The 12,231-nt window shown below is 75.1% G+C and carries 11 protein-coding genes; 9 read left to right on the top strand and 2 right to left on the bottom strand.

Annotated features, from left to right (window positions below; translation table 11 throughout):
• Positions 1 to 197: 197 nt before the first annotated feature.
• Positions 198 to 1,088, top strand: a complete 891-nt coding sequence (locus ABTY56_RS12135; protein ID WP_350628545.1) for a Fic family protein — start codon at positions 198 to 200, stop codon at positions 1,086 to 1,088.
• Between the two features lie 408 nt (positions 1,089 to 1,496).
• Here the strand turns inward: ABTY56_RS12135 and ABTY56_RS12130 are convergent, their stop codons facing one another.
• On the bottom strand, positions 1,497 to 2,294 hold the full coding sequence (locus ABTY56_RS12130; protein WP_350628655.1) for an HAD family hydrolase: 798 nt from the start codon (positions 2,292 to 2,294) through the stop codon (positions 1,497 to 1,499).
• A gap of 829 nt (positions 2,295 to 3,123) precedes the next feature.
• Between ABTY56_RS12130 and ssd the strand changes: the two genes are divergently transcribed.
• The 7 genes from ssd to ABTY56_RS12095 all read left to right on the top strand — a co-directional run bounded on the left by ssd (position 3,124) and on the right by ABTY56_RS12095 (position 9,165).
• Complete coding sequence (gene ssd, locus ABTY56_RS12125; protein ID WP_350628544.1) at positions 3,124 to 4,248, top strand: septum site-determining protein Ssd; 1,125 nt, start codon at positions 3,124 to 3,126, stop codon at positions 4,246 to 4,248.
• An 89-nt stretch (positions 4,249 to 4,337) separates the two neighbouring features.
• Entirely contained in the window at positions 4,338 to 5,741 is a 1,404-nt protein-coding gene (locus ABTY56_RS12120) for a TadA family conjugal transfer-associated ATPase (RefSeq protein WP_502893092.1), read from the top strand.
• A gap of 386 nt (positions 5,742 to 6,127) precedes the next feature.
• On the top strand, positions 6,128 to 6,964 hold the full coding sequence (locus ABTY56_RS12115) for a type II secretion system F family protein (RefSeq protein ID WP_350628542.1): 837 nt from the start codon (positions 6,128 to 6,130) through the stop codon (positions 6,962 to 6,964).
• A gap of 209 nt (positions 6,965 to 7,173) precedes the next feature.
• Positions 7,174 to 7,743: a type II secretion system F family protein gene (locus ABTY56_RS12110; protein ID WP_350628541.1), complete on the top strand. Its 570-nt coding sequence runs from the start codon at positions 7,174 to 7,176 to the stop codon at positions 7,741 to 7,743.
• Positions 7,744 to 7,785: 42 nt separating this feature from the next.
• Positions 7,786 to 8,058 carry a DUF4244 domain-containing protein gene (locus ABTY56_RS12105; protein ID WP_350628539.1) on the top strand — a complete coding sequence of 91 codons (273 nt, stop codon included), beginning with the start codon at positions 7,786 to 7,788 and terminating at the stop codon, positions 8,056 to 8,058.
• A gap of 205 nt (positions 8,059 to 8,263) precedes the next feature.
• Positions 8,264 to 8,608, top strand: coding sequence for a TadE family type IV pilus minor pilin (locus tag ABTY56_RS12100; RefSeq protein ID WP_350628538.1), 345 nt, complete (start codon positions 8,264 to 8,266; stop codon positions 8,606 to 8,608).
• On the top strand, positions 8,596 to 9,165 hold the full coding sequence (locus ABTY56_RS12095; RefSeq protein WP_350628537.1) for an Rv3654c family TadE-like protein: 570 nt from the start codon (positions 8,596 to 8,598) through the stop codon (positions 9,163 to 9,165). Before ABTY56_RS12100 ends, ABTY56_RS12095 begins: the two co-directional genes overlap by 13 nt.
• Here ABTY56_RS12095 and ABTY56_RS12090 read toward each other — a convergent pair.
• Complete coding sequence (locus tag ABTY56_RS12090) at positions 9,160 to 11,589, bottom strand: DEAD/DEAH box helicase (RefSeq protein WP_350628536.1); 2,430 nt, start codon at positions 11,587 to 11,589, stop codon at positions 9,160 to 9,162. The genes ABTY56_RS12095 and ABTY56_RS12090 overlap by 6 nt on opposite strands.
• A gap of 222 nt (positions 11,590 to 11,811) precedes the next feature.
• On the opposite strand from ABTY56_RS12090, the gene bldG reads away from it, so the two are divergent.
• On the top strand, positions 11,812 to 12,153 hold the full coding sequence (gene bldG, locus ABTY56_RS12085; RefSeq protein ID WP_049659132.1) for an anti-sigma factor antagonist BldG: 342 nt from the start codon (positions 11,812 to 11,814) through the stop codon (positions 12,151 to 12,153).
• The last annotated feature ends 78 nt before the right edge of the window (positions 12,154 to 12,231 follow it).

Below are 12,231 nucleotides of genomic sequence, written 5' to 3'. Positions count from 1 at the left end.
GCCCTCGCTCGGGGCCGCCTGTCCAGGGGCGCGGGTGGTGGGGGCGCCCCGCTAGTTGGAAATCGTTATCGTCTCCGATAGTGGCCATGCTAGCCGGGGTTTGGGCCTCGCCGGGGGAGGGGAGTGAGGATTGCCTCTAACGGGTGATGCGGGGTTGCTGTTCCGGGAGGGGCGGCCCGTTCATTACTCTCGGGTAGGTGAGCACTGGAACAGATCCCCTCGCCCCGCTGGCCCAGCTCCCCGGGGTGCCCGATGCGGTGGCCGAGGTGCGCAAGGCCGTCGACCGGCTCTACGGCCACCGGGTGATGCGCCGCCGCGCGGCCGAGGTCACCTCCGAGTCCGCGCTGCGCGGAGCCCGTGCGTCGGCGGCCCTGGCCGGGGCCGACTGGCCGCTGGAGGAAGTCCGCCGCCGTACCGACTTCAGTGCGGACGCGGAGTCCCGCACGGTCGGCGCGGCCCTGCGGATCGCCGCCGAGGCCGGTCAGCTGCTCAGCATCTGGCGGCACTCGCCGCTCCAGGTGCTGGCCCGGCTGCACCTGCTCGCGGTCGGCGACGGAGACCCGGCCGCCGGGCGCCCGCGCCGGGCGGGGGAGGGTGCCGAGGTGCTGTTCCCGCTGGAACTGGCACCGGTGGAGAGCGTCCGGGTCGAGGCCGTGGACGGGCCGCTGCCCGAGCTGCCGCCCGCACCGGGCGCGGAAGAGGTCGCGGCCCGGCTCGACCAGCTCTCCCGGCTGCTGGTGGCGCGCGCGGAGGGGCAGGGCGTGGGCACGCCGGCCCTCGTCGTGGCCTCGGTGGTGCACGGCGAACTGCTCGCGCTGCGGCCTTTCGGTGCCCACAACGGGGTGATCGCGCGGGCCGCCCAGCGGATCGTGCTGATCGCCGAGGGGCTCGACCCGAAGGCGATCTGCCCGGCCGAGGTCGGCCTGGCGGAGCTCGGCACCGACACCTACCGGCGGGCCCTCGCGGGCTACCTCGCCGGTACGGCCGAGGGGATGGCGGCCTGGATCGCGCACTGCGGTGCGGCGCTGCGGCTCGGCGTGCGGGAGAGCACGGCGGTCTGCGAGGCGATGCAGCGCGGCATGGCCTGAGCGGCCGGAGCGGTTGACGGGTCGGTGAACGGACTCGCGCACACACGGATGCGGCGGCACCTGATGTTCCAGGGTGCCGCCGCTGGTGCAGGTACCGGGTGACCATGCATGCACCGGAAGTGCCGATCAGACGGGGATCCTGCCCGTTCGTCTGGTCCGGCGGCCCGACAGCGGGTCGGCTGCATGTGGGTGCTCGGATACCTGTACACGCGGTCCGTGGGGCCTGAACTGCGTTGTCGGTTTGACCTCTTCGGTCCTGACCGGGTCTCGCGGGCCGTGCTTCATTTGTATCGCGTTTCGGGCGAAAGGGGAACCCGAAACAAGAAGTCTGTGCCGATTGCCCGTTTTGTCCGAGGCGGGCCGAGAGCAGGGCCAAGAGCAGGGCCGGAGCAGAGCCGGAGCGGGGCCTCAGACGGGCGGGCGGCGGCGACGGGCCAGGTACCAGATCACCCCGGCGGTCACGGCGGCCGTCCCGACCGCCACCGCCGTCAGCACCGAACCGCTCGGAGCGGAGAACTCGGGCAGCCGCCGCCGCAGTTCCACCGGCTTGTCGAAGACCAGCACCGGCCACTCCCGGGCCTGCGCCTCCTTGCGCAGCGCGCGGTCGGGGTTGACGGCCGACGGGTGGCCGACCGCCTCCAGCAGCGGCAGGTCGGTGGAGGAGTCGCTGTAGGCGTAGGAGGCGGCGAGGTCGTAGCCCTCGACCGCGGCCAACTCCCGGATGGCGGCGGCCTTGTTCTCGGCGTAGGCGTAGTACTCGATCTCGCCGGTGTAGCAGCCGCCCTCGACCTTCAACCGGGTGGCGATCACGTGGTCCGCGCCGAGCAGGGCGCCGATCGGTTCGACCACCTCGGAGCCGGAGCTGCTGACGATCACCACGTCCCGGCCGGCCGCGTGGTGCTGCTCGATCAGCGAGGCGGCCTCGTCGTAGATGATCGGGTCGATCAGGTTGTGCAGGGTCTCGGCGACGATCTCGCGGACCTGCTGGACGTTCCAGCCCCGCGTGAGCGCGGAGAGGTACTCCCGCATCTTCTCCATCTGGTCGTGGTCCGCACCGCCGACCAGGAAGACGAACTGCGCGTACGCACTGCGCAGTACGGCCCGACGGTTGATCAGGCCGCCCTGGTAGAAGGGGCGGCTGAAGGCCAGCGCGCTCGATTTGGCGATGATGGTCTTGTCGAGGTCGAAGAAGGCCGCCGTGCGCAGCCCGCCGGAGCGGGTGGGGGCGGGTGCGCGGAGCTCTTCGGGCCCGCTGGTGCCGCCCGGGGACTCGTCGGCGTGGTCGTCGGCGTTCTCGGTGGTGTCCACGGGAACCGAGGATAGAGGGAGCCACAAAACACCCCGCCATTCGGCGTACTCGCGGGCGTGCGGGTTTGTGTTTCTGGCCGCTCGGGTACACCATGGAAGTCACGGATCGTTCGCGACCGTGCTAACCCGGTCCGGCTCCTCCCCCCCGAGTCGGGCTGTGGATAGACGACCCCCGCTCTCCCCCCCGGCGGGGGTCGTCGCACGTCCGGGGCCATTTTCGGGGCTTGAAGGCACTTCGAGGCGCATTGCGCCCGCGCCTTGCCGACGGTGTACAGGGGGTGTCGGCACCCCGGTCCGTCGACCACCTTTGGTCACTCTGCGTTGCTGTTTGCTCATGGCTGCCGAGGAACGAACGGCTGGTTCCGATCGTCGGGGCTGGGCCGCTCCGAGCGGGTGGCGTTACGCGCGCGAGGGCCGCCGGGAGATCCTCCGATCCCGTCGCGACCGGCAAGCCGGTTCATCTCCGTGACCCCCTTTCGTCAATTCTTCGCCGATTAGCCCCCCGCCCGGGTGAACGTTTTCATCCACAGCCCACGAGTTATCCACAGGCAATCGGAACGTGGATGACGGAATCCGGATCTCCCCCCACCGTGATGGTCGGCGGCGGTCGCCGGGCAGGCCTCATCTCCTTCCTCTTCCAGAGGTCTGCCGGGCGGCCGTCCGCCGGAACCGTCCGACGTGCGTCGCCGGCCGCCCCGGTGGCCGGCGACGCGGAGGGGAGACCACCATGTCGACGCCGATCGCCGACCACGTCACCGCCGAGATCCCCGGCCCCGCCGGGCCGCTCGTCGTCACCGAGGACGACGGCCTGGCCGAGCACCTGTTGCGGCTCTGCGCGGCGGCGGGCACCGAGCCGAGGCTGATCCGGGGCGCGCCGCCGACGCGGGAGCTCTGGGAAGGGGCCTCGCTGGTCCTGGTCGGGGACGATCAGGCCGTCCCCTGCTCCGAGTTGGGTCGGCGCGGCGGAGTGCTGCTGCTCGGGCTGGACCTCGACGACCCGGGTGTGTGGGTCCGGGCCGTCCGACTCGGCGCCGAGCACGTGCTGTTCCTGCCCGACGCGGAGGCCTGGCTCCTCGATCGGATCGCCGACGCCGCGGAGGGCGGCGGGCCCCCGGCGGTCACCGTCGCGGTGCTCGGCGGCCGGGGCGGGGCCGGAGCATCCACGCTGGCCTGTGCGCTGGCGGTCACCTCCGCGCGGGCGGGCCGGCGGACCATGCTCATCGACGGTGACCCGCTGGGCGGCGGCCTCGACATCCTGCTCGGCGGCGAGACCGCAGGCGGGCTGCGCTGGCCCGATCTGGCCGGCTCGCGCGGTCGGGTCAGCGGGGCCGAACTGGCCCGGGCGCTGCCGGCGCTCAAACGGCTCTCGGCGCTGGCCTGCCTCTCCTGGGACCGCGGCGACACCCTGACCGTGCCGCCGGAGGCCATGCGCAGTGTGCTGGCCGCCTCCCGGCGGCGCGGCGGGCTGGTGGTGGTCGACGTGCCCCGTCATCTCGACGCGGCTGCCGGGCAGGCGCTGGAGCAGTCCGACCTGGCACTGCTGGTGGTGCCGGCCGAGCTGCGCGCGGTGGCCGCCGCCGACCGGGTCGCGGCGGCGGCCCGGATGCGGCTCGGGGACGTCCGAGCCGTGGTCCGGCCGGTCCGGGCCGGCGGGCTCCCGGCCCAGCGGATCGCCCGCGGACTGCGGCTGCCGCTGGCGGGGGAGTTGGAGTCGGAGCCCGGTCTGGCCCCGGACGTCGAGAAGGGCGTCCCGCCCGGGATCCGGGAGAGCGGCCCGCTCGCGCGCTTCTGCGCGACCTTCCTGAACGAGGTGCTGCCGCCGGTTCCGGCGGTCGGAGGAGGTGTGTACTGATGGTCCGTCTGCGCAGAGCAGGCCTTCGGGGCGGCGAACCCGGTCCGGGTGCCGGTACGCGGGAGCACCGGCCGCTCCGGAGCGTGCCGTTGCCCGAAGGGCCGCCGGAGGCCGAGCACGGGCCCTGCCCGTACGGCCGGACGGCCCGTGAGCAGCGGGCGGCGGCCCTGGTGGACGCGGTGCGGCTGCGGCTGGCCGAGTCGGGGGCGGCCCCGACGGCGGGCTCGGTCGCGGCCGCGTTGCGGGCGAGCCGACCGCCGCTCGGCGGGGACGAGGTCCTGGACACCGTGCGCTCGCTGCGCGCCGAACTGGTGGGTGCGGGCCCGCTGGACCGGCTGCTGGCGGCCCCCGACGTCACGGACGTCCTGGTGAACGGACCGGAGGAGGTGTGGGTCGACCGTGGCGGCGGCCTGCACCGGGCCACCGGAGTCCGCTTCGCCGACGCCGAGGCGGTGCGGCGGCTGGCCCACCGGCTGGCCACCGCGGCCGGGCGGCGGTTGGACGACGCCCGGCCCTGGGTGGACGCCCGACTGCCGGACGGCACCCGGCTGCACGCCGTGCTGCCCCCGATCGCGGCCGGCTGCACGCACATCTCGTTGCGGGTGTGTCGGCCCCGGCCGTTCACGCTCGACGAGCTGGTGGCGGGCGGCGCGCTGCCGCCGCAGGGCGCCGACCTGCTGGCCGGCATCGTGCGGGCACGGCTGTCGCTGCTCGTCTCCGGTGGGACGGGCTCGGGCAAGACCACGTTGCTCGCCGCGTTGCTCGGGCTGGTCGGGCCGGACGAGCGGGTCGTGGTCGCCGAGGACTCCGCCGAGCTGCAGCCGGCCCATCCGCACGTGGTCCGGCTGCAGAGCCGGCCGCCCAACCAGGAAGGGCTGGGCGAGTTCACGCTCAGGGACCTCGTCCGGCAGGCGCTGCGGATGCGCCCGGACCGGCTGGTGATCGGCGAGGTGCGCGGCGCCGAGGTGTCGGACCTGCTGGCCGCGTTGAACACCGGACACGAAGGCGGCTGCGGCACGGTCCACGCCAACACGGCGGCGGACGTGCCGGTCCGGCTGGAGGCCCTGGGCTCACTCGCCGGACTCGACCGGCCGGCGCTGCACAGCCAACTGCGGGCCGCGCTGGACGTGGTGGTGCACCTGGCCCGGGATCCGGGCTCGGGGCGGCGCCGGGTGACGGAGATCCACACCCTGGCCGGGGACCGCGCCGGGCTGGCGGTGACCACCCCGGCGGTGGCCTTCCCGCCGGCGGGCGGCCTGGTTCCCGGGGCGGGCTGGGAACGGCTGGTCGGGTTGCTGGCGGCGCGTGGGGTGGCTCTCGGGCCGGGGTTCGGATCAGGACCTCTCGGACCGGGACCTCTCCGATCGGGACCTCTCGGATCGGGACCTCTCGGACCGGGACCTCTCGGACCGGGACCTCTCGGACCGGGACCTCTCGGACCGGGACCTCTCGGACCGGGACCTCTCGGATCGGGACCCGGAGGGCCGTCGTGACCGCGGGCGCGTGGGCGCGGGCGGTGGAACTTGCCTTCGTCCTGCTGCTCGGCGGCTGCGCCGCCGGCGCCCTGGCGTTGCTCGGGGCCTGGAGGAGAAAGGAGTGACGGCGACATGGCGATGGACGTCGGACTGGTGATCAGGGAACGGAGGTCGGGCTGGTGATGAAGGATCAGCTCGCGCTCTCCTGGACGGTGGCGCTGTGCCTGGTGGCTGCCGCCGGGTGGCGAGCGCTGCAGGATCGGCTGCCGGGCGGACGGCGCTCCAGGCTGGTGCTTGCGGGCAGCGGACCTCCCGTACGGGGGCCGGGCCCGGCTCGGGCGAGACGGCTGAGGCCCCGGCCCCGGCCCCGGCCCCGGCTCAGGCTCCGGCGATCGGAAGTCCTCGTGCCCGAACTGCTGGCCCTGCCCGTGGGGTTGGCGGCAGGGCAGGCCACCGCCTCGCCGGTGCCGGTGCTCGCGGCTGCCCTGGCCGTTCTACCGCTGCGGCGGTGGCGGTCGCGACGGCGCCTGGCGGCCGAGGCCCGGCAGCGGGCCGCCGCCGTGGTGGAGCTCTGCGCCGGGCTGGCCGGGGAGTTGCGCGGCGGGGCGACACCGGAGCGGGCGCTGCACCTGGTCACCGGTCGGCTCGCCGACGACCCGGCCGGGCGGCGCAGGCTCGGCGAGGAGCCGGTGGCCCGGCTCGCGGCCGGCCGCTACGGCGGGGACGTGCCCGCCGCGTTCCACCTGCTGGCCGAACTGCCGGGCGGGAGCGGGGCGGCGGCTCTCGCGGCCTGCTGGCGGGTCGCCGCAGACAGCGGGGCGGGGCTGGCTGCCGCGCTGGACCGGGTCGCGGAGGCATTGCGCGGTGAGCGGGCGCTGGCGGAGGAGATCGCCGGGGAGCTGGCCGGGCCACGGACGACGATCGCCGTCCTGGCCGCGCTGCCGGGAGCCGGGCTGCTCCTCGGTGCGGCACTCGGGGCCGACCCGCTGGCCGTCCTGCTGCACACCCCTGCAGGCTTGGGCTGCCTTGCGGCGGGGGCGGCCCTGGAGGGGCTGGGCGTGCTCTGGACGGCGCGCATCGTCCGGTCGGCGGCCAGGGGCGCCCTGGAGGCGCCTCCGGGGCGTGGTGAGCCCCGGCGGGCTCCCGACAGTCCATCGCCCGCTTCCCGTTCGGGTGGGCGGAGTTGCGGGCTGTCGCGACTGCGGTCGCGGGTGCTCGGCGAGGAAGTGGTGGTCGGGTGATGCGGGGGGCCGAGTGGGCGGCAGCCGGCGTACCGGCGGGGGCGGCCGCCGTGGCGCGGGTGCGGGCGCTGGTGCGGGACAGGGCGAGGCGGCGGCGGGCGTTCGCCGGGGCCTGTGAGCGGGAGGAGGGGTGGCGGCCGGCCGGGCCGACGAGTCCGGGCGCCCGACGCCGACGACGGACGACGTCGGCCGTCGGGGCCGGGATTGCGGTGGCCCTGCTGATCGGTGGCGGCACCGGGCTCGTCGCCGGGTCGCTGGCGGCGGCGGCCGTCCACCGCTGGTGGGCCAGGGCGCAGTCACCGGCGGATCGCCGGGCGGCGCTGGAGGAGGAGCTGCTGACCAGGCAACTCCCCTTGAGCGCCGAACTGTTGGCGGCTTGCCTGGGCTCGACGGCGCTGCCCTCCGAGGCGGTGTCGGCGGTCGGCCGGAGTGTGGGCGCGCCGATGGGCCCACGGCTGACGGCGATCGGGGCCGAACTCGCCCTCGGCGCCCCGCCGGAGCTGTGCTGGAACCGACTTGGCGAGCAGCACCCGTCGCTGGCGTCACTGGCGCGCTGCCTGGTGCGGACGAGCCTCGGCGGGACCCCGGTCAGCGGGCCGCTGATCGGGCTGGCCCAGGGTCTGCGGACGGCGGCCGCCCGCGCGGCCCACGCCAGGGTCCGCCGGGCGGCGGTGCTTGCCACCGCGCCACTCGGGCTCTGCTTCCTGCCGGCCTTCGTGCTGATCGGGGTGGTGCCCGTGGTCGTCGGCCTCATGGGCCGCTTCGAGCAAGTGATGTGACTGGAAGTCAGAAGTGCGGACATCGAGAGACAGGAGGGATCCATGACTGCAGTGATCGCGATCAGGCCCGTCGGCGGGCGCCCGCTCCGGAGGTTGCTCGGGACGTGGCGGAGGAAGAGCCGCTGGGCGGCCTGCCGGATGCGCGGGGTGGCCCGGCGCCGGGGTCGGTCGGACGCGGGGATGACCACGGCCGAGTACGCCGTCGGGACCTTGGGCGCGTGCGCCCTCGCCGCGGTGCTGTACAAGGTGGTGACCAGCGATGCCGTCGTCGGCGCGCTGACCGACACGCTCCAACGGGCGCTCCATGCGGCGTAGTTCCAGCCCCCGAACCCGCGTGGGCGCGCCGTTGCTCCCACACCCCGGCGGCAGGGAGGCGCCCCCGCTCTCCGCCGTGCCTGGCGCGGACTTCGACGCAGCCGTGCTCACCGGTCCGGGGTCTCCTCCGGGCCCCGGGGTGACGCGGGGCGGCGGTCGGCCGGGGCGGCGGGGTGACGGCGGCTTCGTCACGGCGGAGACGGCGGTGGCCCTGCCGGCGCTCGTCCTGCTCGCGGCGATGCTGATCTGGGGCGTGCTCGCGGCGGCCGCGCAGATCCGCTGCGTGGACGCCGCCCGGGTCGGGGCCAGGGCGGCCGCGCGTGGCGAGGCGGATGCCGCCGAACTCGCCCGCGCGGCGGCCCCGGCGGGCGCGCGGGTCCGGGTGACCCCGGCGGCCGACACCGTACGGGTGGAGGTGGACGCACCGTGCGCGGCGCCGGGCCGGCTCGGCGGGCTGCTCGCGGTACGGGTCGGGGCGGCGGCCGTGGCGGCGCGGGAGGACGTACTGGTGGGAGTCGTGGAGGGAGGTGGCTCCCCATGGCCGGCCTGAAGGGGCCGACGGGTCCGGCCGGGTCGATCGTCCGGTCCTGGCCCTCCGCCCTCGCGGGGCTGCCCGTCCGGTCCGGGCTGCGGGCGGCGGTGGAGCGGGCGGCCCGGGCCCGTACGGAACGAGCGACGGCGGGCGGGCGGGGGCCTGACACCGGCTCGGCGACGGTCTGGCTGCTCGCCCTGGCGATGCTGGGCACAGCGGTGTTCGCCGCGACCATCGCGATCGGCTCCGTGGTCGCCGCCCGGCACCGGGCCGAGTCGGCCGCCGACCTCGCGGCCCTCGCGGCGGCGGACCGGCTGTTGCTGGACGCGGACGGCGGCTGCGCCCGGGCCGCGGGGATCGCCGGCGCCCAGGGCGCCGATCTGGTGTCCTGCACGGTGGACCGGTCGGCGGACGCCGTCGACGTGGTGGCCGAGGTGAAGGTCGGCCGGCTCCCGGTGCGCGTGCTGGTCGGCCCGGCGCGGGCGAGGGCCCGGGCCGGGCCGGTGCGGGCTCCGGTCACAGCTGCCGGCGACGGCCTCGACGGCGCTCCGGGCGGTCCGGAGGTGGCCTCATGACGCGCTCGGCGCCCCACCGTCCGGGCTCGCTACGGCCTCCGCCGACTCGGACGCCCCGGACTCGTCCTCGGTCCCCGCCTCTGCCCCAGCCCCGTCCTCCGCCCCCGCCGCCTGGGGTGCTCCGGCCAGCAGGACGTCCAGCAGCCGGACGGCGGCCGCCTTGTCCAGCGGGTCGTTCCCGTTGCCGCACTTGGGCGACTGGACGCAGGACGGGCAGCCGCGTTCGCATTCGCAGGAGGCGATCGCCGCGCGGGTGGCCGTCAGCCACTCGACCGCCCGCCGGAAGCCGCGTTCGGCGAAGCCGGCCCCGCCCGGGTGGCCGTCGTAGACGAACACGGTCGGCAGCCCGGTGTCCGGGTGCAGCGGGACGGAGACGCCGCCGATGTCCCACCGATCGCAGGTGGCGAACAGCGGCAGCAGTCCGATCGAGGCGTGCTCGGCGGCATGGGCGGCGCCGGGCAGCTGGTCGGGCGGGATGTCCGCGTCGAGCAGCTGGTCCTCGGTGACGGTCCACCAGACCGCGCGGGTGCGCAGTGTGCGGGGCGGCAGGTCGAGTTTGCTCTCGCCCATGATCTCCCCGGTGGAGATCCGTTTCCGGAGGTAGCCGACCACCTGGTTGACCACCTCCACCGAGCCGAAGCTGAGCCGGCCCTCGCCCCAGTCGGCGGTGGTGTCGGTGTCGAGGACGGAGATGGAGGTGATGTCGCGGGCGGCCGTGGTGTACGGCGGATCGGCCGGCTCGACCAGGGCGACCGAGTTCTCCAGGTCGAACTCCCGGACCAGGTAGGTGCGGCCCTGGTGGAGGTGGACGGCCCCGGTGTGGACGGTGGTGTGCGCGGCCGCGGCGTCCACCGTGCCGAGCAGCCGGCCGGTGTCGGCCTCGACGATCTGGACCGGGCTGCCGCCGCTGCCGCGCAGGTCCACGGCGTCGGCCGCGCGCTCGCGACGGGTCCAGTACCAGCCGTCGCCTCGCCGGCGCAGCAGTCCGCGCCGTTCCAGGACCGGCAGCAGCGGTGCGGTCGAGGGCCCGAACAGCTCCAGGTCGGCTTCGGTGAGCGGCAGTTCGGCGGCGGCCGCGCACAGGTGCGGGGCGAGTACGTGCGGGTTGTCGGGGTCGAGCACGGTGGCCTCGACGGGCGCCGCGAACAGCGCCTCCGGGTGGTGCACCAGGTAGGTGTCCAGGGGGTCGTCGCGGGCGATCAGGACGGCCAGCGCGCCCTGGGCCTCGCGGCCCGCCCGGCCCGCCTGCTGCCAGAGCGAGGCCCGGGTGCCCGGGTAGCCGGCCATCAGGACGGCGTCGAGGCCGGAGATGTCGACGCCGAGTTCGAGGGCGGAGGTGGAGGCGAGGCCGAGCAGCCGGCCGCTGTGCAGGGCGCGTTCCAGGGCCCGGCGCTCGTCGGCCAGGTAGCCGCCGCGGTAGGCGGCGACCCGGTCGGCGAGCGGTCGGCCGAGCTGGTCCTGGGCCTGGAGGGCGACGAGTTCGGCCGCGCGGCGGGAGCGGACGAAGACGACGGTGCGGGTGTCGCGTTCGACCAGGTCGGTGAGCAGGTGCGCGGCCTCGGCGGTGGCGGTGCGGCGCACGGGCGCGCCGTGCTCGCCGACGTTCTCGGTCAGCGGTGGTTCCCAGAGGCCGAAGACCATCGGCCCGCGCGGCGAGGCGTCCTCGGTGACGGCCACGGACGGCAGGCCGGTGAGGCGCTCGGCGGTCGCGGCCGGGTCGGCGGTGGTGGCGGAGGCCAGCAGGAAGGTCGGTGACGAACCGTAACGGGCGCACACGCGGCGCAGTCGGCGCAGCACCTGGGCGACGTGCGAGCCGAACACGCCCCGGTAGCTGTGGCACTCGTCGACGACCACGTAGCGCAGCGCCTTGAGGAAGGAGGACCAGCGGGCGTGGCCGGGCAGGATGCCCCGGTGCAGCATGTCCGGGTTGGTGAGCACGTAGGAGGCGTACTGGCGGACCCACTCGCGTTCCTCGGGCGGGGTGTCGCCGTCGTACAGCGCGGCGCGGACCCTCGGCGGGGCGAGTTCGGCGGCCCGTCGCCGCTGGTCGGCGGCGAGGGCCTTGGTCGGCGCCAGGTAGAGCGCGGTGGCGCCGCGGCCGTTGCGGGCCTCGGTGCCGTCCAGCAGGTCACTGAGTACCGGGGCCAGGTAGCCCAGCGACTTGCCCGAGGCGGTGCCTGTGGCGATCACCACAGTCTGACCGCTTTTCGCCAGGTTCATCGCTTCTGCCTGGTGCGCCCAGGGCTGTTCGACACCGACCGCGAGTGCCGAGTCCACGATCTCCGGACGGATCGACTCGGGCCAGGGTGAATAACGCGCAGGTCGGGCGGGAAGGTGCTCCGTATGGGTGAGCCGGTCGGACCGCCCCCGGGCGGTGGTCAGGGTCGTCAGCAGTGCCTCGGGCGGGCTGTGTCGGGGCGGCATGAGGACCCAGTGTGTCACCGGCGTGACGGAGAATCGTCGTAAGCCATCGTGCGGGCATGGTCGCAGGTGGTTGAATGTGGCCGTGACGGCCGTACGGCCGTGGGTCGCAGCGCTGAGGCTTGCCACGCATTGGCTGGGCGCGCCCGGGCTCGCGACCATGCGGTGGCGGCCGTCCGGCCGAGGATCGCACATGACGTAGCAAGGCAAGGTGCTGGAGGTTCCGTGGACCTGTCCCTGTCGACCCGTTCAGTCGGCGATCGCACGGTCGTCGAGGTTGGCGGCGAGATCGATGTGTACACCGCCCCGAAGCTGCGCGAGCAGCTGGTCGAGCTCGTCAACGACGGCAAGTACCACCTCGTCGTCGACATGGAAGGCGTTGACTTCCTGGACTCGACCGGTCTGGGTGTGCTGGTGGGCGGTCTGAAGCGGGTGCGCGCCCACGAGGGCTCGCTGCGCCTCGTCTGCAACCAGGAGCGCATCCTGAAGATCTTCCGCATCACCGGCCTGACCAAGGTCTTCCCGATCCACACCTCGGTGGACGACGCGGTCAACGCGACCGACTGACGCGGCCGGGCCGGTCCTCGTGGCCGGCCCGCCCCGTTTCCTCGCGTCCGGGGTGCCAGGCCCCTGCGGGCCCGGCGC

The organism is Kitasatospora sp. NPDC097691 (genome assembly GCF_040302665.1).
Classification (GTDB): domain Bacteria; phylum Actinomycetota; class Actinomycetes; order Streptomycetales; family Streptomycetaceae; genus Kitasatospora.
Note: the sequence above shows the minus strand (reverse complement) of the source record. Positions and strands in the feature narration are given on the sequence as shown.

Bases quoted from the DNA above. Each gene is read 5' to 3' on its own strand.
- ssd (WP_350628544.1), top strand. From the start codon at position 3,124: ATGTCGACGCCGATCGCCGACCACGTCACCGCCGAGATCCCCGGCCCC.
- ABTY56_RS12095 (WP_350628537.1), top strand. From the start codon at position 8,596: ATGGCCGGCCTGAAGGGGCCGACGGGTCCGGCCGGGTCGATCGTCCGG.
- ABTY56_RS12105 (WP_350628539.1), top strand. From the start codon at position 7,786: ATGACTGCAGTGATCGCGATCAGGCCCGTCGGCGGGCGCCCGCTCCGG.
- ABTY56_RS12090 (WP_350628536.1), bottom strand. From the start codon at position 11,589: ATGCCGCCCCGACACAGCCCGCCCGAGGCACTGCTGACGACCCTGACC.